The organism is Mycobacterium sp. NS-7484 (assembly GCF_001953975.1).
Taxonomy (GTDB): domain Bacteria; phylum Actinomycetota; class Actinomycetes; order Mycobacteriales; family Mycobacteriaceae; genus Mycobacterium.
In genome coordinates, this window is record NZ_MBEJ01000007.1 from 158,504 (window position 1) to 179,439 (window position 20,936).

The following is a 20,936-nucleotide window of genomic DNA, read 5'->3' on the forward strand; positions in this document are numbered from 1 at the left end:
GATGTCCGGACGTGACCCGCACGAGCACCACCGGGTCGCCACTCCGTTGGAATTGCTCTTCGACCTGACGTTCGTGATCGCTTTCGGGGTGGCCGCCTCACAGCTCGCGCACCTGATGGCCGACGGACACGTCTCGGCCGGGTTGGCGGGTTTCGGGTTCTCCGCGTTCGCGATCTGGTGGGCATGGATGAACTTCACCTGGTTTGCCTCCGCCTACGACACCGACGACTGGGTCTACCGCGTGACGACCATGGTTCAGATGGTCGGCGTGCTCATCCTGGCGCTCGGAATCCCTCCGGTGTTCAGCTCCATCGAACACGGTGGGCACGTCGACAACGCGGTGATGGTGGCCGGCTATGTGGTGATGCGAATTGCCTTGGTAGGGCAGTGGTTACGCGCCGCCACGCAGGATCCGCCACGTCGACGGGCCTGCCTGACGTATGCCTGCGCGGTCGTCGTCGCCCAGATTGGGTGGGTGGTCCAGATCTTCGTGCAGACCTCGGTCACGGTCTTCCTCTGTACTGCTCTGGTTTTGATGGTCGTGGAGGTGAGTGGGCCGGTGCTGGCCGAGCGGCGGATGGGCGGCACCCCGTGGCACGCCCATCACGTGGCCGAACGGTATGGGTTGCTGGCGATCATCGCGCTGGGTGAAGGGGTTGTCGGTACGGTGGCCTCCCTGACGGCTGCGGTGGCCGAGCATGGTTGGTCCACCGACGCGATCTTGTTGGTGGCCGCGGGAATCGGGCTGACGTTCGGGATGTGGTGGGTGTACTTCCTGGTTCCGGCCGGCGATCTGTTGCATGCGCGGCGCACGCTCTCGTTCTGGTACGGCTACCTGCACCTGGCGGTGTTCGGTGCCATCGTGGCGACTGGTGCCGGATTACACGTGGCGGCCTACTACGTCGACGGCGAATCGCACCTGGCTTCCACCGGGACCGTTCTGGCGGTGGCGATCCCGGTCGGCATTTACCTGGTGTCGATGTTCGTCATCTACTCGCTTCTGGTGGGGCAGGTCGACGTCGTCCACCTGCTGTTGCTGGTGGTGGCCTCGGCCGTGCTGGTGGCGGCGGTGGTGTTGGCCGCTCAGGGCACCTCGATGGCGGTGTGCCTGTTGGTGATCACCGCGGCGCCGGTGGTGGTCGTCGGAGGGTTCGAGGCGGTCGGGCACCGGCGTGCCGCGACCCTCGTCGAGCGTCGTCTCGAAACTCAGCCACCCGGGTGAGTTTCGAAGCTTTCCAACAGCATTCGTTCCTGTTCGGCGGCCAGCAGGCGTCGTGTCTTGTGACGGGTGATCAGGATTCCGATCGTGGCCAGGATCCACACCGCGTATTGCACCGACCAGGCCAGCCGGAACGACGCGAACGAGTAGCTGTCCTCGCCGGACAGGATCAGGCCCATGGCCTGCATCACCAACAACGCCGCCAGGAAACCGCCCATGTTGACCATGCCCTGCGCGGTACCCAGGTTGTGGCTGGGATTGAAGGTTCTCGCGAAGTCGAAGCCGACCATGGAGCCGGGACCGCCCACCGAGATGACGACGATGAGCACCACCAACAACCACATCGGCGCCGGACCGGGCAGGGCCAGCACCACGGTCCAGACCAGTGCGTTACTGGCGATGATCCACAGCACCAGGCGTGACCGGCGGTGCGGGTGACGGCCCGTGACGATGCCGATCATGATCCCGGCCGTGATGGCGGCTGCCACCGAGATGGTCAGCAGTGAGCCCGCGGCGGTCGCGGAAAGGCCCTGTGCCTCCGTGAGATACGGGACACCCCACATCAACGCGAACACCGTCACGGAGAACTGGGTGCCCATGTGGGTGAAGAAGCCGAGTCGGGTGCCCGGCCGAAGCCAGACCGTTTTCGTGCGGGCCAAGGTGGCGCGCAGTGAGATCGGTTCGGGTGTCAGGGTCGATCCGTGCGGTGTGTTCCGCACCAGTGCCAGCACCAGCACGATCACCAGCAGTCCGAAGGCCGCGACCGACAGATACGCCGGCGTCCACCCGGCCCCGGTGAGAATCGCGAGGAAGGGGACGGCCGAGAGGACCTGACCGAGCTGACCGCAGATGCCGGTCAGCTGGGCCACCAACGGGACCCGCGCCGGTTCGAACCAGTAGGGCACCAGGCGCAGAACCGAGATGAAGGTGAGCGCGTCCCCCAGGCCGACGACGGCCCGAGCCCCGATGGCCGCGGGCAGTGATTCGCTGAGCGCGAGGACGAGCTGGCCGGTGGTCATCAGGGCGGCGCCGCAGACGATCAGGACGCGGGAACCGAAGCGGTCCAAGAGCAACCCGGCGGGAACTTGGGCGGCGGCATAGACGATGACTTGCAGCACGACGAACGTCGACAACACGCCGGGGCTGGCGGCAAATCTGTCCGCGGCCTGCAGTCCCGAGACGCCGAGGGTAGTGCGGTCGAGTACCGCGATGATGTAAGCGAGTAGCCCGGTCGCCCACACGATCCAGGGTCGCACGCGGGTACCTTTCGTCGAATCTCTCTGTCGGGGCCGACGTCCATGCTCCCGTACCGCGAACGCCGAAGCCAACGGACTCCTTTGTCGCCGTTGTGAATTTGAAACCGGGCCCGGCATTCTGCCGTTGGAGTAGTTGGCTGAAACTGCGTGTTGGTGTCCAGTTTCGCCTGACGAGCTCGACATAACCCCAGTTGGTGGCGTTGTAAGTGGAGTTCGTCGATACCTCGATATTCGAGTTTGAAATTCGCTCGTGATATTGCTCGCGGGGTAGGGTGTCGACATGAATCGCTGTTCGGTCCGATGCGGAGGACGTCGGCTTGGTTGAGTACCGCCTTGAAGACCTGGCCCGCGTATCCGGCGTCAGCGCCCGCAATATCCGGGCCTATCGCGAACGCGGGTTGCTGGACTCGCCGCGTCGTGTCGGGCGTTCGGCGTATTACGACGAGCGGCATCTGGCCCAGTTGACGGCGATCACCCAGCTATTGGCGAAGGGTTTCAATTCAGCCCACATCGCTGAATTCTTCGACAGCCTGCGGCGCGGCGAGGATCTGGCCGACGCGCTGGGGCTGCAAGCCTCGGCGTGGCAGCGCCGCGGAACGGCCTTGAGTCTCGATGCCGACGATGACGACGTGCGCACGCTCGTCGTGGGTGGTTTGGCCCGCGTCGTCGACGGTGCCGTGGAGTTGACTGACCCGGCCTTGGCGGCGTTCGTCGGTGCGGCCGAGGATCAGCGTGGCTGTGTCCGGGTCATGGCTCACCTCGTGAGGTTGACGGGGCCGGCGATCGATCACCTCACCGAGTCGACTGCTGCGGTGCTCGCCGAATGTCAGGCTGGTCGGTCCTGTGCCGGCATGGCTGAGTTGGTGCCCGCGGTGGTCTCGGCCAGGGCGCGGCGGGCGATGCGGTCCGGGCTCGCTGTCGCGGAGTAGTCCACCGGCGTGGTCACCGTCGGTTCGTGATAGCCGGCGCAAAAAGTTACCGAGAAGTAAGATAATCCAGCAAACTTTTGGCGCGGCACACTGCGATTCGCTAGACAGAATTGGTTCGAATGTCTGCTGGTTCACAGCCCGTTCGCGGCGCCGGAAGCGGCGAGAAATTTAGATAACGATTCGATAACAATACTGCCTTGATCTGCGCAGTTGTGCCTACTCGACCGTAACCACCTGCCAACAGGACGTTTGTCCCGAATGCCTTGAGCCCCCGCTGAACACCGCGTGACGTTACCGGCGGTTACCCATGCGTAGAACTCGCCAGTAACCAATCTGGACGGAAAACGCCCGTCGGCTCTTATGCCACTCTTAGTAGGGCAGGAATGCGAGAGACGCGGTCACGAGACGACCGACGGAACCGCATTCCTCACCTGATTCGACGCTGAATCGCCGTTGGCCTGTCGCCCGGGCAGCCACACCGCCCGAGACGACACACCTGAGACACCGCACGCGACAGCCAGCCGCGAGAACTTCATTGCAGAACCGCAGCAGCACCGAGGAGATAGCGCCAGTGACGATCTACGAACACGACCGGGTTTCCGCCGGACGCAACGACGACTCCGGATCCGACGATCGGCAGGCCGACTCCACCCACGCGCTCGTCGACCGGCTCAGCGCCGGTGAGCCCTATGCGGTCGCCTTCGGTGGCCAGGGCAGCGCCTGGCTGGGGACTTTCGAAGAACTGGTGTCCTCGGCCGGTATCGAGTCGGAACTCGCCACGCTGGCCGGGGAGGCCGAGCTGCTGCTGGAGCCGGTGGCCGCCGAACTCCTCGTGGTTCGCCCCATCGGTTTCGAGCCGCTGCAGTGGGTGCGCGCGCTGGCTGCCGAAGAGCCGGTGCCGTCCGACAAGCAGCTGACCTCGGCGGCGGTGTCGGTGCCGGGTGTGCTGCTCACCCAGATCGCGGCCATCCGGGCGCTGGCCCGCCAGGGCATGGATCTCGCGGCAACCCCGCCGGTCGCCGTGGCCGGGCACTCGCAGGGCGTGCTCGCCGTCGAGGCGCTGGCCGCCAAGGGCGCCAAGGATGTGGAGCTGCTGGCCCTGGCGCAGCTGATCGGTGCGGCCGGCACGCTGGTGGCCCGTCGCCGCGGCATCACGGTGCTGGGTGACCGGCCGCCGATGGTGTCGGTGACCAACGCCGAGCCCGAGCGCATCTACGAGCTGCTCCAGGAGTTCAGCCAGGACGTGCGCACGGTGTTGCCCCCGGTGCTGTCGATCCGCAACGGCCGGCGTTCCGTGGTGATCACCGGCACGCCCGAGCAGCTGTCGCGCTTCGAGCTGTACTGCAACCAGATCGCTGAGAAGGAAGAAGCCGAGCGTAAGAGCAAAGTCCGCGGTGGCGCGGTCTTCGCGCCGGTCTTCGACCCGGTGCAGGTCGAGGTCGGTTTCCATACCCCGCGTCTGGCCGACGGTATCGACATCGTCGGCCGGTGGGCGGAGACCGTCGGCATCGACGTCAAGCTCGCCCGCGAGATGACTGAGGCCATCCTGGTCAGCCAGGTGGACTGGGTCGACGAGATCACCGACCTGCACGAGGCGGGCGCCCGCTGGATTCTGGACCTCGGCCCCGGCGACATCCTGACCCGTCTGACCGCTCCGGTGGTCCGTGGCCTCGGTATCGGGATCGTGCCCGCCGCCACCCGCGGTGGCCAGCGCAACCTGTTCACCATCGGCGCGGTGCCCGAGGTGGCCCGGCCCTGGTCCAGCTATGCCCCGAGCGTGGTGAGCCTGCCCGACGGCTCGGTCAAACTCTCGACCAAGTTCACCCGCCTCACCGGACGTTCCCCGATCCTGCTGGCCGGTATGACGCCCACCACAGTGGACGCCAAGATCGTCGCCGCCGCAGCAAACGCCGGCCACTGGGCCGAACTCGCCGGCGGCGGGCAGGTCACCGAGCCGATCTTCAACGATCGCATCGCCGAATTGGGCGAGCTGCTGGAGCCTGGTCGGGCGATCCAGTTCAACTCGCTGTTCCTCGATCCCTACCTGTGGAAGCTGCAGGTCGGCGGCAAGCGGCTGGTGCAGCGGGCTCGCCAGTCCGGTGCTCCCATCGACGGCCTGGTGGTCACCGCGGGCATTCCCGACCTCGAAGAGGCCGTCGAGCTGATCGAGGAACTCAACGACCTCGGCATCAGCCATGTGGTGTTCAAGCCGGGCACCGTCGAGCAGATCCGCTCCGTCATCCGGATCGCCGCCGAGGTGCCCACCAAGCCGGTCATCGCCCACATCGAGGGCGGCCGCGCCGGTGGCCACCACTCCTGGGAGGACCTCGACGACCTGCTGCTCGCGACGTACTCCGAGCTGCGTGGCCAGTCCAACATCACCATCTGCGTCGGCGGCGGCATCGGCACCCCGGAGCGGTCCGCCGAATACCTGTCCGGCCGGTGGTCGGCCGCCCATGGCTACCCGCTGATGCCGGTCGACGGCATCCTGGTCGGCACCGCTGCCATGGCCACCCTCGAAGCCACCACGAGCCCGCAGGTCAAGCAGATGCTGGTGGACACCAAGGGCACCGAGGCCTGGGTGGGCGCCGGTAAGGCCGCCGGTGGCATGGCCTCCGGGCGCAGCCAGCTCGGCGCCGACATCCACGAGATCGACAACACCGCATCGCGTTGCGGCCGGCTGCTCGACGAGGTGGCCGGTGACGCCGACGCGGTGGCCGCCCGTCGCGACGAGATCATCGCCGCGATGGCCAACACCGCCAAGCCCTACTTCGGTGACGTGGCCGAGATGACCTACCTGCAGTGGCTGCGCCGCTACATCGAGCTCGCCATCGGTGAAGGCAACAGCACCGCCGACTCCAAGCGGGACGACTCGCCGTGGCTGGACATCACCTGGCGTGACCGCTTCGAGCAGATGCTCAAGCGTGCCGAAGCACGTTTGCACGCACAGGATTTCGGTCCGATCGAGACATTGTTCGATCCGGCGGGCGACGGTGAGCAGCTCCTCGAGGACCCGAAAGCCGCACTGGCCGCGCTGGTCTCGGCCTACCCGGACGCCGCTTCGGTGCAACTGCACCCGGCCGACGTCCCGTTCTTCGTCGAGCTGTGCAAGACACTGGGCAAGCCGGTCAACTTCGTGCCGGTGATCGACAAGGACGTGCGCCGCTGGTGGCGCAGCGACTCGCTGTGGCAGGCCCACGACGCCCGTTACGACGCCGACCAGGTGTGCATCATCCCCGGCACCGCCGCCGTCGCCGGGATCACCCGGGTCGACGAGCCCGTCGGCGAATTGCTCGACCGGTTCGAGCAGGCCGCCGTCGACGAGGTGCTGGCCGCCGGTGCCCAGCCGAAGGCTGTGCTGTCGCGCCGGCAGGGCCGCGCTGACGTGACCGGCCCGCTGGCTGTGCTGCTGGACGCTCCGGACGTGTTGTGGGCTGGGCGCACCTCGGTCAACCCGGTGCACCGGATCGCCGCACCGGCGGAGTGGCAGATCCGCGAAGGTTCTGAGAACCGTTCGGCCACACACCCTTCCACCGGTGCTCGGCTTGAGGTTGCCGACGATCGCCACGTGGTGCTGTCGGTGCCGCTGTCGGGAACCTGGATCGAGATCCGGTTCACGTTGACCGATGCCATCCGTAGCGGTGGCGCCCCGGTTGTCGAGGTCGACGACGCTGCGACCGCCATGCGTTCGGTGCTCGCCATCGCCGCCGGTGTCGACGGTCCCGACGCGCTGCCCACCGTCGACGGTGACTCCGTGACCGTGACCGTCGATTGGGATCCCGAGCGGGTGGCCGACCACACCGGCGTCACCGCCACGTTCGGAGCCCCGTTGGCCCCGACACTGACCGTCGTTCCCGACGCCCTGGTCGGCCGGTGCTGGCCGGCGGTGTTCTCCGCGATCGGCAGCGCCGCGACTGAGTCCGGCTTCCCGGTGGTCGAAGGCCTGCTGAGCCTGGTGCACCTGGACCACGCCGCTCATCTGTTGGCCCCGCTGCCGACCGAGCCGGCTCAATTGACCGTCACCGCAACGGCTTCCGCCGCCCACGACACCGAGGTGGGCCGGGTGGTCCCGGTTTCGGTGACCGTGCGCGCCTCGGACGGCACTGAACTCGCCAAGCTGGAGGAGCGGTTCGCGATCCGTGGCCGCACCGGAGCGGCCGAGCTGACCGACCCGGTCCGGGCGGGCGGTGCGATCTCGGACAACGCCACCGACACCCCGCGCCGTCGCCGGCGTGACGTCACGGTCGGCGCGCCCGTGGACATGCGGCCGTTCGCCGTGGTGTCCGGTGACCACAACCCGATCCACACCGATCGGGCCGCGGCGCTGCTGGCCGGTCTGGAAGGCCCGATCGTGCACGGCATGTGGCTGTCGGCTGCCGCGCAGCACGTCGTCACCGCCACCGACGGCAAGCCGATCCCACCGGCCAAGCTGGTCGGCTGGACCGCCCGCTTCCTGGGCATGGTCAAGCCGGGTGACGAGGTCGACTTCCGCGTCGACCGCGTCGGAATCGACGTCGGCGCAGAGGTTGTCGAGGTTCAGGCCCGCGTCGGCTCCGAGCTGGTGATGGCGGCGACCGCACGTCTGGCCGCACCCAAGACCGTCTATGCGTTCCCCGGCCAGGGCATCCAGTCCAAGGGCATGGGCATGGAGGTCCGCGCCCGATCCAAGGCCGCCCGCAAGGTGTGGGACACCGCCGACAAGTTCACCCGTGAGACGCTGGGCTTCTCGGTGCTGCACGTGGTCCGCGACAACCCGACGTCGTTGATCGCTTCCGGTGTGCACTATGAGCATCCCGAGGGCGTGCTGTACCTGACCCAGTTCACCCAGGTCGCGATGGCGACGACGGCAGCCGCGCAGGTCGCCGAGATGCGGGAGCAGGGCGCGTTCGTCGAAGGCGCGATCGCCTGCGGCCACTCCGTCGGTGAGTACACCGCGCTGGCATGCGTTTCCGGCGTGATCGAACTCGAGGGTCTGCTGGAGGCGGTGTTCCACCGCGGCTCCAAGATGCACGACATCGTGCCGCGCGACGAGCGGGGCCGGTCCAACTACCGGCTGGCCGCGATCCGCCCGTCGCAGATCGACCTGGCCGACGAGGATGTCGAGAACTTCGTCGCCGAGATCAGCGCTCGTACTGGAGAATTTCTTCAGATCGTGAACTTCAACCTGCGCGGTTCGCAGTACGCGATCGCCGGCACCGTGCGCGGTCTGGAGGCGCTGGAGGAAGAGGTCGAGCGTCGTCGCGAGATCAGCGGCGGCAAGCGATCGTTCATCCTGGTGCCCGGCATCGACGTGCCGTTCCACTCCAGCGTGCTGCGGGTGGGTGTGGACGACTTCCGGCGCAGCCTGGAACGCGTCCTGCCGCGCGACCGTGACCCGGAACTGGTTGTCGGACGCTACATCCCGAACCTGGTGCCTCGGCCGTTCACACTTGACCGCGATTTCATCCAGGAGATCCGCGATCTGGTGCCGGCCGAGCCGCTCGACGAGATCCTCGCCGACTACGACACTTGGCGTAACGAGCGGCCGATCGAGTTGTGCCGCAAGATCGTCATCGAGTTGCTGGCCTGGCAGTTCGCCAGCCCGGTGCGTTGGATCGAGACCCAGGACCTGCTGTTCATCGAGGAGGCCGCCGGCGGTCTCGGGGTGGAGCGGTTCGTCGAGATCGGCGTGAAGAACGCGCCGACGGTCGCCGGCCTGGCCACCAACACGCTGAAGCTGCCCGAATACGCGCACAGCACGGTCGAGGTGCTCAACGCCGAGCGCGACGCCGCGGTGCTGTTCGCCAGTGACACCGATCCCGAGCCGGAGCCCGAGGTTGAGGAAACTGCCGCTCCCGCAGCCGAAGCCGCTCCGGCCGCCGAGGCCGTCCCGGCCCCGGCAGCCGCACCGGCGGCCCCGTCCGGTGGTCCTCGGCCCGACGACATCACCTTCGACGCGGCCGACGCGACGGTGGGTCTCATCGCGCTGAGCGCCAAGATGCGCATCGACCAGATCGAGGCGCTGGATTCCATCGAGTCCATCACCGACGGTGCGTCTTCGCGGCGTAACCAGCTGCTGGTCGACCTCGGTTCGGAGCTGAACCTCGGTGCCATCGACGGTGCTGCCGAGGCCGATCTCGGTGCGCTCAAGGGGCAGGTCAGCAAGCTGGCCCGTACCTACAAGCCGTTCGGCCCGGTGCTGTCGGATGCCATCAATGACCAGCTGCGCACGGTCTTCGGGCCGTCGGGCAAGCGGCCGGCCTACATCACCGAGCGGGTCACCAAGACCTGGGAGCTGGGTCCGGGCTGGGCCAAGCACGTCACCGTCGAGGTGGCGCTGGGCACCCGTGAGGGCAGCAGCGTGCGCGGTGGTGATCTGGGCAGCCTGCACCCCGGTGCCCTGGCCGACGCCGCCGGCGTGGACAAGGTCATCGACGCGGCCGTTGCCGCGGTCGCGGCCCGCCAGGGTGTGGCGGTGTCACTGCCCTCTGCCGGTGGAGCCGGTGGGGGAGTGGTGGATTCGGCCGCGCTCGGCGAGTTCGCCGAGAAGGTCACCGGTCCCGACGGTGTGCTGGCCTCAGCCGCGCGCACGATTCTCGGGCAGCTCGGCCTGGACGCCCCCGTGGGTGCCCCCGAGGCTGCGACCGATGCCGAGCTGATCGACCTGGTCACCACCGAACTCGGTTCGGACTGGCCGCGATTGGTCGCCCCGGCGTTCGACGCGAAGAAGGCCGTCGTGTTCGACGACCGCTGGGCCAGTGCCCGTGAAGACCTGGTCAAGCTGTGGCTGGCCGACGAGGGTGAGATCGACGCTGATTGGCCGCGGCTGTCCGAGCGCTTCGAGGGCGCCGGGCATGTCGTTGCCACCCAGGCGAATTGGTGGCAGGGCAAGGCTTTGGCCGCCGGTCGGACCATCCACGCCTCGCTGTTCGGTCGCATCGCGGCCGGTGCCGAGAATCCCGGAACCGGTCGGTATTCCAGCGAGGTCGCCGTGGTGACCGGTGCATCGAAGGGCTCCATCGCCTCGTCGGTCGTCGGGCAGCTGCTCGACGGTGGCGCCACCGTCATCGCCACGACCTCGCGTCTGGACGACGACCGGTTGGCGTTCTACAAGGAGCTCTACCGCGACAACGCCCGCTTCGGCGCCACCCTGTGGGTGGTCCCGGCCAACATGGCGTCCTACTCCGACATCGACAAGCTGGTCGAGTGGGTGGGTAGCGAGCAGATCGAAAGCCTTGGGCCCCAATCGATCCACCTCAAGGACGCGCAGACCCCGACCCTGCTGTTCCCGTTCGCCGCGCCGCGCGTGGCCGGGGATCTGTCCGAGGCGGGTTCGCGTTCCGAGATGGAGATGAAGGTGCTGCTGTGGGCCGTGCAGCGGCTCATCGGCGGGTTGTCGACGATCGGTGCCGAGCGCGACATCGCCTCGCGGCTGCACGTGGTGCTGCCGGGCTCGCCCAACCGCGGCATGTTCGGCGGCGACGGCGCCTACGGCGAATCCAAGTCCGCGCTCGACGCATTGGTGAACCGCTGGAGTGCCGAATCATCGTGGGCCGAGCGGGTCAGCCTGGCGCACGCGCTGATCGGCTGGACCAAGGGCACCGGGCTGATGGGGCACAACGACGCCATCGTCAGTGCGGTCGAAGAGGCCGGCGTCACCACCTACAGCACCGCGGAGATGGCAGCCATGCTGCTGAACCTGTGCACGGTGGAGTCCAAGGTGGCCGCGGCCAACGCGCCGATCAAGGTGGACCTGACCGGCGGTCTGGGCGACATCAAGCTCGACATGGCCGAGCTGGCCGCCAAGGCGCGCGAGGACATGGCAAGCGCCGCATCAGAAGACGAGGAGGAGGACGGCGGCAGCAACACCGTTGCAGCGCTGCCCGCCCCGCCACGTGGGTACAACCCCGCACCGGCGCCGGAGTGGGACGATCTCGACGTCGACCCGGCCGATCTGGTGGTCATCGTCGGCGGTGCCGAACTCGGACCGTACGGCTCGTCGCGGACCCGCTTCGAGATGGAGGTCTCCGGCGAGCTGTCGGCGGCCGGCGTGCTGGAACTGGCGTGGACCACCGGACTGGTCAAGTGGGAAGACGATCCCAAGGCCGGCTGGTACGACACCGAAACCGGTGAGCTGGTGCCCGAATCGGAGATCGTGGAGCGCTACCACGACGCGGTGGTGGAGCGTTGCGGTATTAGGGAATTCGTGGATGACGGTGCGATCGACCCCGATCACGCCTCGCCGCTGCTGGTCAGCGTGTTCCTGGACAAGGACTTCAGCTTCGTGGTGTCCAGCGAGGCCGACGCCCGGGCGTTCGTGTCCTTCGACCCCGAGCACACCGTGGCCCGGCCGGTGCCGGACTCCAGTGACTGGCAGGTGATCCGCAAGGCGGGCACCGAGATTCGGGTTCCGCGCAAGACCAAGCTGTCGCGCACGGTCGGTGCCCAGATCCCGACGGGCTTCGACCCGACGGTGTGGGGCATCACCCCGGACATGGCGAATTCCATCGACCGCGTGGCGCTGTGGAACATCGTCGCCACGGTGGATGCGTTCCTGTCCTCGGGATTCACCCCGACCGAGCTGATGCGCTGGGTGCACCCGAGCCAGGTGGCCTCTACCCAGGGCACCGGCATGGGCGGCATGACCTCGATGCAGACCATGTACCACGGCAACCTGCTGGGCCGGGCCAAGCCGAACGACATCCTGCAGGAGGTGCTGCCGAACGTTGTTGCGGCACATGTCATGCAGAGCTACGTCGGCGGCTACGGCGCCATGGTCCACCCGGTCGGCGCCTGCGCCACCGCGGCCGTCTCGGTCGAGGAGGGTGTGGACAAGATCCGCCTCGGCAAGGCCGACCTGGTGATCGCCGGCGGCTTCGACGATCTGACCCTGGAAGCGATCATCGGCTTCGGTGACATGGCGGCCACCGCCGACACCGAGATGATGCGCGCCAAGGGAATCAGCGACTCGAAGTTCTCCCGCGCCAACGACCGTCGTCGTCTCGGCTTCCTGGAAGCCCAGGGCGGTGGCACGATCCTGCTGGCCCGCGGTGACCTGGCCGCGAAGATGGGTCTGCCGGTGCTGGCGGTCGTCGGTTACGCGCAGAGCTTCGCCGACGGTGTGCACACCTCGATTCCGGCTCCGGGGCTGGGTGCCCTGGGCGCCGGGCGCGGCGGCAAGGATTCGCAGCTGGCCCGCTCGCTGGCCAAGCTGGGTGTCGGCGCCGACGACATCGCGGTGATCTCCAAGCACGACACCTCGACGCTGGCCAACGATCCCAACGAGACCGAGCTGCACGAGCGGCTGGCCGACTCGATGGGGCGCTCGGCGGGCAACCCGCTGTTCATCGTCAGCCAGAAGACGCTGACCGGGCACGCCAAGGGCGGCGCGGCGGTGTTCCAGATGATGGGTCTGTGCCAGATCCTGCGCGACGGCGTCATCCCGCCGAACCGCAGCCTGGACTGCGTCGACGACGAGCTGGCCACCTCCGGCCACTTCGTCTGGGTGCGCGAAACCCTGGACCTGCGTGGGAAGTTCCCGCTCAAGGCCGGTCTGGTCACCAGCCTCGGATTCGGTCACGTGTCGGGTCTGGTCGCCCTGGTGCACCCGGAAGCGTTCATCGCGGCACTGGATCCGGCCGAGCGCGACGAGTACCGCAAGCGGGCCGAGCAGCGCACACTGGCCGGTCAGCGCCGGTTGGCCGGGGCGATCGCCGGTGGCCGGCCGATGTACGAGAAGCCAGCCGACCGCCGGTTCGACCATGACGTGCCGGAGAAGCGTCAGGAAGCGGCGATGTTGCTGAACGCGGACGCCCGGCTCGGCGATGACGATCTCTACGTCCGCTAAGGTCGCGGCGTGGCGATTGTGGGCGTAGGCATCGATCTGGTTTCCATTCCGGATTTCGCCGAGCAGGTAGACCGGCCGGGAACGGTGTTCGCCGAGACGTTCACGCCAGGGGAGCGCCGGGACGCCGCCGACAAGAGTTCGTCGGCGGCCCGGCACCTGGCGGCTCGGTGGGCGGCCAAGGAGGCCGTGATCAAGGCCTGGTCGAGTTCCCGGTTCTCCAAGCGTCCGGCCCTGCCGGAGGGAATCCACCGCGACATCGAGGTGGTCACCGACATGTGGGGCCGGCCCAAGGTGCGGCTGTCCGGCGATATCGCCAAGCACCTGGAGAGCGTGAACATCCACGTCTCGCTCACCCATGAGGCCGATACCGCGGCGGCGGTGGCCATCATCGAGGAGCTTTAACGCGGACTTCTCTGCGCGAGCAGACACAGATGTACCGTTCGCCACGGCGTGTCGGGTACATCTGCGTCTGCTCGCGGGGGATGCGGGACCTACTACGCTCGTCACCATGAGTGATGTGGTGGCGCGGGTGCAGCGGGTATTGCCGTCGGTGCGGTCCGACCTGGAGGATCTGGTCCGCATCCAATCGGTATGGGCCGACCCGGCCCGCCGCGACGAGGTGCACCGTAGCGCCGAGGCAGTCGCAAAGCTGTTGTCGGACGCCGGGTTTCCCGAGGTCCGGATCGTCAGCGAAGGTGGCGCCCCAGCCGTCATCGCGCACTATCCGCCGCCGGCCGGCGCGCCCACCGTGCTGCTGTATGCCCACCATGACGTACAGCCCGAAGGCAATCCAGCCCAGTGGGACTCCGCGCCGTTCGAGCCCACCGAACGTGACGGACGGCTCTACGGTCGCGGCACCGCCGACGACAAGGCCGGTATCGCAACACATCTGGCCGCGATCCGGGCCTTCGACGGCAAGCCCCCGGTGGGCGTCACGGTCTTCGTCGAAGGTGAAGAGGAATCCGGATCGCCGTCCTTGGGTGCCCTGCTGTCCGCACACAAAGAGGCCCTGGCCGCCGACGTCATCGTCATCGCCGACTCGGACAACTGGAGCACCGAGATCCCGTCGCTCACGGTGACCCTGCGGGGCCTGGCCGACTGTGTGGTCGAGGTGGCCACCCTGGACCACGGTCTGCACTCGGGGCTGTGGGGCGGGGTGGTGCCGGATGCGCTGAGCGTGCTGGTGCGGCTGTTGGCCAGCCTGCACGACGACGACGGCAACGTCGCAGTCGCCGGTCTGCACGAAGCGTCCGCGGCTGACGTCGACCGCGGGCCCGACTGGGTCCGGCAAGAGTCGGGGCTGTTGGACGGCGTATCCGAAATCGGTTCGGGCTCAGTGGTGCAACGTATGTGGGCCAAACCGGCGATCACCGTCATCGGGATCGACACCACGCCCATCGACAAGTCGTCGAACACCCTGATCCCGCGGGCGCGCGCCAAGATCAGCATGCGCGTGGCGCCCGGCGGCGACGCTCACGCCCATCTGGCGGCACTGACCCGTCACCTCGAGGCGCATGCGCCCTGGGGTGCCCAGGTCACCGTCACCCCGGGCGACGTCGGTCAGCCCTATGCCATCGACGCCACCGGGCCGGTCTACGACGCCGCGCGTGCGGCGTTCCACACTGCCTGGGGCACCGATCCGGTCGACATGGGCATGGGGGGATCGATTCCGTTCATCGCCGAATTCGCCGAGGCGTTCCCGGCCGCGACGATCCTGGTGACCGGGGTCGAGGACCCCGCCACCCAGGCGCACAGCGTGAACGAAAGCCTGCACCTGGGTGTGCTGGAGAAGGCGGCGACGGCCGAGGCGCTACTGCTGGAGAAGCTGGGGCAGTCAGACCGATAGGTCGCGGCGCAACTTGGCGACGTGGCCGGTGGCCCGCACGTTGTACTGCGCGACGGCGATCTTGCCCTTTTCGTCGACGAGGAACGTCGAGCGGATCACACCCTGAACGGTCTTGCCGTACATGGTTTTTTCACCGAATGCGCCCCAGGCCGTGAGCACCTCACGGTCAGGGTCCGACAGCAACGGGAAGGTCAGCCCTTCCTTGTCGCGGAACTTGGCCAACTTTTCCGGCTTGTCCGGAGAGATGCCCACGACATCGAGCCCAGCACCGTTGAGTTCGGCGAGGTTGTCGCGGAAGTCGCACGCCTGCTTGGTGCAACCGGGGGTCGACGCGGCCGGGTAGAAGTAGACGATGACCTTGCGGCCCTTGTAGTCGGAGAGCTTGACGACGTTGCCGTCGGCGTCGGGCAGGCTGAAAGCCGGGGCGGTGTCTCCCACCTCCAGGCGCGGGGTTGGCGGCATGCGTGGGTATCCCTTCTTGTCGACCGGTTCCGTCGTCACGGGACCGGCTGATCTAGGGTAGTGCGGCAGGGCAGCACGACATGGAGCGGCTTGGAGGAGCACACAGTGGCGAACCGGGACCCGGAGAGCATCAAGCGGGACATCGATCAGGCTCGCGATCAACTGGCGTTGACTGTCGACTCCCTGGCCGAGCGGGCCAACCCGCAGCGGCTGGCCGACGATCTCAAGTCGGCGGTGATCGGTTTCGTCAAGAAGCCCGCCGTCACCGCCTCATTGGCCGGCGCGGGAGTGTTGGTGGTGGTCATCGTCATCCGGCGGATCAAGCGCCACTGAGCCTGACGAGCCGCTCAGCGGCTCAAGCCGATACGCCGCTCAGCGGCTCAGGCCGATACGCCGCTCAGCGGCGGCGGAACAACAGGAAATCCGCCAACGAAAAACTCGGCGGATTGGCGACACGCCCGAGCCGGTTGCAGCTGTGCACCATGACCGGTTGGTGTGCAGCAACAAAAGCGGAGGTTGATCTAGCCGTAGGTTCGATGCCACCTGCGGTAGCCATCAGCTAACACCTCTCATCTTGGCGTATTCGCCCAGCGATGCCGAGTCGCAACGAATCAGCTAACGCGAGGCTAACACAGGTTCCAGCGTCTGAACAGCGAAACTGCCGGTTTCCAATGCTTGACAGTAACTTGCATAGGCGTCAACATTCGGTCGATTGTCGCTCCCGCCCATTCTTACCCCGATTGTCAGCACATAAACTCATGCCGTTTGGCATTGTTTTGTCCGGCGGCGACGGCCCGTCTGCCGCAAAGCTCGTGGGCCGCCGCGTCGACCTGTCGAACGGGCCGCGCGTGCCTGCTCGGCGCGGGGTGCGGCCGGCGGCAATGTTTGCTGAGGCAATTGCATGAGGTGCCGTGTCGGGATCGTCGCGCCGGAGATCTGACGCGGCAAATGATTGGCAAACGCGTTTCGCTCTGGTACACCCAGCCGCTCGGCGCAACGGGCGCATGAAGTACCGCGAAACCCGAAAACCGCTGAATTGCAGGGTCGGATCGGCTCTTTCTCGTGGAATCGGTTGCTAGCGTATAGGTGTCCAGCTAAGGTCGTCCTCGGGTCAGGATCGGGGTGGCGGACCCGCATCGCGATCCCGGCCGCAACACGGAACGATCGTGTGACAAGGGGGTATTGCGTTGCAGCTAACATTTATGCCGTTTGCCAGGACCGCTGCATGTGCTGTCGCCGGTGCAGTCGATCGCGACGGATCCGTCGCCATTCGCTGATAGACCCCATGGCTCATGTCGAACCTGTATGGCGACGTGAGCCGTGGTCACACCGACTGGAGGTAGCCATATGGCGCACGTGAGCGATGAAACCCTCGGCGATCTACGCCGGGAGCTCGATCGCTTCAAGAGCGAGCAGTACCGGGATCACGGCTACGCAGCCGCGCATCTGGCCGGGGCGGTAGAGATGCTGTTGGAAGAAGCCGAACCGAGTGTCGGCGACAGGCTTGCCGACGGGTCTCGAGCCAGATAGACCAGCCAGATAGATCTCGGACAGTTGCGGCAACCCCGCACCGATCCTGCGCAGACCAAACACAAAAACCCTGCCGAGGCAGGGTTTTTGGTTGGTGCGCCGTCAGGGTTTCGAACCCCGGACCCGCTGATTAAGAGTCAGCTGCTCTACCAACTGAGCTAACGGCGCGCGTGAGAGACAATAACAGGACATTCCGCCAACCGTGAAATCCGCTGGTAGCGGCCTTCTGCCGCCCGCTGGATGCGCATCCGCGGCCGGTAGCCCTTAGACTATTGCCAAGAATTTGCTATCGACCGTACGAGGGGTGCGATCAACATGGGGCAGGTCCAGACAGTGACCCGTCCGTATCGGGATATCTTCCGGCGGACGGTTGTTGCCATGGTGCCCGCGATGATGCTGGCCTTGAGCGCGTGTGGCGGGTCGGAACCGCCGGGCCCGCCGCCCGTGATCACCGACAAGGGCACGCCCTACGGTGATTTGTTGGTGCCCAGGGTCAAGGCCTCGGTGACCGATGGCGCGGTCGGGGTGAAAGTCGAAGCGCCGGTCACGGTGAGCGCCGAGAACGGTGTGCTCGGTGGCGTGACGATGACCAACGAAGACGGCGTCAGCGTCGCCGGGAAGTTCAGTCCCGACGGGCTGACGTGGTCGACCACCGATCCACTCGACTACAACGAGCAGTACACCCTCAATGCCCAGTCGCTGGGCCTGGGCGGCGTCACCAATCGCCGGATGCGGTTCGAGACACATTCGCCGGCGAACCTGACGATGCCCTACCTGCTGCCGAACGACGGGGAAGTGGTGGGCGTGGGTCAACCCATCGCCGTCCGCTTCGACGAGAACATCAGCGACCGGGTCGCGGCCCAGCGCGCCATCACGGTCAAGACCAATCCACCGGTCGAGGGTGCCTTCTACTGGCTCAATAATCGCGAAGTCCGTTGGCGCCCAGCCAAATACTGGAAGCCCGGCACCTCGGTGGACGTCACCGTCAACACCTACGGTGTCGAGTTGGGTGACGGATTGTTCGGTCAGGGCAATGTCACGACCCATTTCACGATCGGCGACGAGGTGATCGCCAGCGCCGATGACAACACCAAGACGTTGACCGTGCGGCGCAACGGTCAGGTGGTCAAAAGCATGCCGATCTCGATGGGCAAGAACAGTTCTCCGACCAACAACGGGATCTACATCGTCGGCGACCGCTTCGACCACATGGTGATGGATTCGTCGACCTACGGGGTGCCGGTCAACTCACCCAACGGTTATCGCACCGAGGTCGACTTCGCGACCCAGATGTCCTACAGCGGCATCTATGTGCACGGCGCACCGTGGTCGGTCGGCAGCCAGGGCTACAGCAATGTCAGCCACGGCTGCCTCAATGTCAGCACGGCCAATGCCCGCTGGTTCTACGAGAACACCAAACGCGGTGACATCGTCGAGGTCGTCAACACCGTCGGCCCGGTGTTGCCGGGCACCGAGGGCCTGGGGGACTGGAACATCCCCTGGGAGCAATGGCGCGCCGGCAACGCCAGCACCTGATCGAGGCTATCTGAGCGAACGTTCCAGTGCGGCAAGCGATTCGGCGAGGAAATCGGTGCCGAACGGCGGCATCCCGCCGATCTGCTCGCGGAAGCTGGCCGGAGTGTCGGTCCAGTCGTAGGTCAGCGTGACGTCGGTCTGGTCGCCATTCGGCGTCAGCTCGTAGTGCCAGGACCATCCACCCGGGTCATGCCGGCCTTGTGCGTCGAGCTGACCGGGCAGCCACGCGATGCTGCGATTCTCGTCGAACTCGCTCACCAGGTTGTGCATGACGTAGTGGCCGCCGGCCTGTGGCAGGAACATGTTGATCGCGAAGATCTGGCCGGTCGCGGTGATCGGCGCGGGATCGACTGCGTCCCGCACCCAGTCACCAGGCTCGGTGTCACAGTGGCGGGCCGGGTCGGCCAGGACGGCGAACACCTGGGCCGGGGAGGCCGGGACGGTGCGGGTGACGACGTAGCGCTCACGGGTGTCTGATGACGCGGTCATACGTGGTCCTTTCCGTAGATTCGGGCGATGTCGGGGCTGTCCAGCCAGCCCGAGTATGTGGGCTGCGATGGCCATCCTTCCGGCGAATCCAGCCATTCCTCCTGACGGCCGTAGGGCAGTAGGTCGATCAGGGCGAAGGAGTGGCTGAGTTGTTCGGTGCCGCGGCCGTTGGTGTGCCAGGTGCGGTAGACGGTGCTGCCGTCACGCAGGAAGACGTTGACGGCAAAGCCGCCGTTGGGTGGGGCGTCGACGTCGGTACCGAAAGAACTCTCCGACGACGAGTACCAGTCCATGCGGTTGCCGACCTTGTCGCAGTAGGCCAGCGCTTCCTCGATCGGGCCGTTGGTGACGATGACGAAACGGGCGTCGTAGTTGTCCAGGAAGTCCAGGCGGGTGAACTGCGAGGTGAAACCGGTACAGCCGCCGCACTGCCATTCGGCACCGTCGGTCCACATGTGGTGGTAGGTGATCAACTGGGAGTGGCCGTCGAACACGTCGGCCAGGCGTACCGGACCGTCTGCGCCGATCAGCGTGTAGTCGGGCAACTCGACCATCGGTAACCGCCGCCGTGCGGCGGCGATCGCGTCCAACTCGCGGGTGGCTGCTTTCTCCCGTTGCCGTAGCTCGTCGAGTGCATTGCGCCAGGTCTGTTGGTCGACGATCGGAGGCTTCCCGCGCGTCGTCTCTGTCGTCATGGGGACTCCTGACTGCCGTCGGGTGAAACTCGGTCTTCCAAAGTGGACCCACCGCGCGACCGAAACTCATCGCACGCGGTACTGTCCGACGAGCGAAGGGTGACCTAAGACCTTGAGACACGTCTTGAGATGGACCATGGAGGTTGATCCAGAATGAGCAGCCAACGAGCCGACGCAGCCGGACTGCGTCTCCTCGTCGTCGGTGCCTCGTCGGGCATCGGCCACGCGGTTGCGATCAGTGCCACTGAACGCGGCGCCAAGGTCGCCGTGGCGGCGCGACGCATCGATCTGCTGAATTCCCTGGCCGAGGCCACTGGCGGAGACGCGTTCGAGCTCGACGTCGAGGACTCCGCGGCCATCAACCGCGTCGTCAACGAGGCCGCCGACGCACTGGGCGGTCTGGATGCCGTGGTGTTCACCAGCACAGTGATCCCGTTCGCCTACATCGAGGACACCGACGTGGCCACGTGGTTGCACGCGTTCAGCGTCAACACCGTCGGGGCCAACAACGTGTTGCGGGCCGCGGCGCCCCGGCTGTCGGAAAACGGTGTGGTCCTGGTGGCCTCCAGCTATGACGTCGGGCGTCCGCGCGCGGGTGTGGCGGCGTACAGCGCAAGCAAGGCCGCCCTCGACGAGATTCTGCATTCGTGGCGTATCGAGCACCCGGAGCTGTCGCTGCTGCGGGTCGGCATCGGCCCCACCGAGGACACCGAGATCCTGCGCGGCGCCGACCGCGACCTGTTGGACCAGTTGCTCAAGACGTGGGTGGCCCAAGGGGCGCTGCCCGCCCGGATGTCGGCCCTGGGCGATGTCGCCAACACTCTGGTGTCACTCGTGACGACCGCCTACGAAAACCCGACCGTGGTGCCCGAGATCGTGCAGTTGGCCCCGCGGATCAAGAAGGGCGCCGGGCGCGCGCAGAAGTAGCCCGAATCGGGACCGGCTGTGATGTGCCATAATTCGCCGGTTAGGTGATGACGACGTAGGAAGCCGGTGTGAATCCGGCGCGGTCCCGCCACTGTCATCGGGGAGCGACCCTCAACTGCCACGGCGCAAGCTGGAAGGCGAGGCGAGCTGTGATCCGAGAGCCAGGACACTCGCGTCATCGCATCCTGCTACCCGGGGCGGAGTACCCCGAGAGAGCTGAC

At 66.8% G+C, this 20,936-nt stretch carries 13 protein-coding genes, 1 tRNA gene and 1 riboswitch; of the genes, 9 read left to right on the top strand and 5 right to left on the bottom strand.

The features are described 5' to 3' along the window. The first annotated feature begins 1 nt into the window (after position 1). The gene (locus A5733_RS01605) at positions 2-1,222 is read left to right on the top strand and encodes a low temperature requirement protein A (protein ID WP_083665941.1); all 1,221 of its coding nucleotides are present in this window, start codon (positions 2-4) and stop codon (positions 1,220-1,222) included. Here the strand turns inward: A5733_RS01605 and A5733_RS01610 are convergent. Continuing rightward, positions 1,207-2,475, bottom strand: coding sequence for a nitrate/nitrite transporter (locus A5733_RS01610; RefSeq protein ID WP_076238816.1), 1,269 nt, complete (start codon positions 2,473-2,475; stop codon positions 1,207-1,209). The genes A5733_RS01605 and A5733_RS01610 overlap by 16 nt on opposite strands. 317 nt (positions 2,476-2,792) lie before the next feature. Between A5733_RS01610 and A5733_RS01615 the strand changes: the two genes are divergently transcribed. The 4 genes from A5733_RS01615 (at position 2,793) to A5733_RS01630 (ending at position 15,076) form a co-directional block, all read left to right on the top strand. After that, the gene (locus A5733_RS01615; RefSeq protein ID WP_083665935.1) at positions 2,793-3,404 is read left to right on the top strand and encodes a MerR family transcriptional regulator; all 612 of its coding nucleotides are present in this window, start codon (positions 2,793-2,795) and stop codon (positions 3,402-3,404) included. A 571-nt stretch (positions 3,405-3,975) separates the two neighbouring features. After that, positions 3,976-13,230 carry a type I polyketide synthase gene (locus A5733_RS01620; RefSeq protein WP_076238818.1) on the top strand — a complete coding sequence of 3,085 codons (9,255 nt, stop codon included), beginning with the start codon at positions 3,976-3,978 and terminating at the stop codon, positions 13,228-13,230. Between the two features lie 9 nt (positions 13,231-13,239). Then, entirely contained in the window at positions 13,240-13,632 is a 393-nt protein-coding gene (locus A5733_RS01625; RefSeq protein ID WP_067765530.1) for a holo-ACP synthase, read from the top strand. Between the two features lie 106 nt (positions 13,633-13,738). Further along, positions 13,739-15,076, top strand: a complete 1,338-nt coding sequence (locus A5733_RS01630) for a dipeptidase (RefSeq protein ID WP_076238819.1) — start codon at positions 13,739-13,741, stop codon at positions 15,074-15,076. Here A5733_RS01630 and bcp read toward each other — a convergent pair. Then, positions 15,065-15,538: a thioredoxin-dependent thiol peroxidase gene (gene bcp / locus A5733_RS01635; RefSeq protein WP_067765570.1), complete on the bottom strand. Its 474-nt coding sequence runs from the start codon at positions 15,536-15,538 to the stop codon at positions 15,065-15,067. The genes A5733_RS01630 and bcp overlap by 12 nt on opposite strands. A 105-nt stretch (positions 15,539-15,643) precedes the next feature. On the opposite strand from bcp, the gene A5733_RS01640 reads away from it, so the two are divergent. Continuing rightward, on the top strand, positions 15,644-15,871 hold the full coding sequence (locus A5733_RS01640; RefSeq protein ID WP_067765572.1) for a DUF3618 domain-containing protein: 228 nt from the start codon (positions 15,644-15,646) through the stop codon (positions 15,869-15,871). Between the two features lie 1,014 nt (positions 15,872-16,885). Further along, positions 16,886-17,068, top strand: coding sequence for a hypothetical protein (locus A5733_RS01645; protein ID WP_067765536.1), 183 nt, complete (start codon positions 16,886-16,888; stop codon positions 17,066-17,068). Positions 17,069-17,160: 92 nt separating this feature from the next. Here A5733_RS01645 and A5733_RS01650 read toward each other — a convergent pair. Next, a tRNA-Lys gene (locus A5733_RS01650) sits at positions 17,161-17,236 on the bottom strand. 147 nt (positions 17,237-17,383) lie between these two features. On the opposite strand from A5733_RS01650, the gene A5733_RS01655 reads away from it, so the two are divergent. Beyond that, positions 17,384-18,604 (top strand): Ig-like domain-containing protein, encoded by a 1,221-nt coding sequence (locus A5733_RS01655; RefSeq protein WP_076238820.1) that lies wholly within the window; start codon positions 17,384-17,386, stop codon positions 18,602-18,604. 6 nt (positions 18,605-18,610) lie between these two features. On the opposite strand, the gene A5733_RS01660 is transcribed toward A5733_RS01655, so the two are convergent. Further along, positions 18,611-19,093, bottom strand: a complete 483-nt coding sequence (locus A5733_RS01660; protein ID WP_076238821.1) for an ATPase — start codon at positions 19,091-19,093, stop codon at positions 18,611-18,613. Further along, entirely contained in the window at positions 19,090-19,788 is a 699-nt protein-coding gene (locus A5733_RS01665; protein ID WP_076238822.1) for a DUF899 family protein, read from the bottom strand. Before A5733_RS01665 ends, A5733_RS01660 begins: the two co-directional genes overlap by 4 nt. Before the next feature lie 153 nt (positions 19,789-19,941). On the opposite strand from A5733_RS01665, the gene A5733_RS01670 reads away from it, so the two are divergent. Next, positions 19,942-20,715: an SDR family oxidoreductase gene (locus A5733_RS01670; protein ID WP_076238823.1), complete on the top strand. Its 774-nt coding sequence runs from the start codon at positions 19,942-19,944 to the stop codon at positions 20,713-20,715. Between the two features lie 4 nt (positions 20,716-20,719). Next, positions 20,720-20,908, top strand: a riboswitch (cobalamin riboswitch). Positions 20,909-20,936 lie beyond the last annotated feature (28 nt).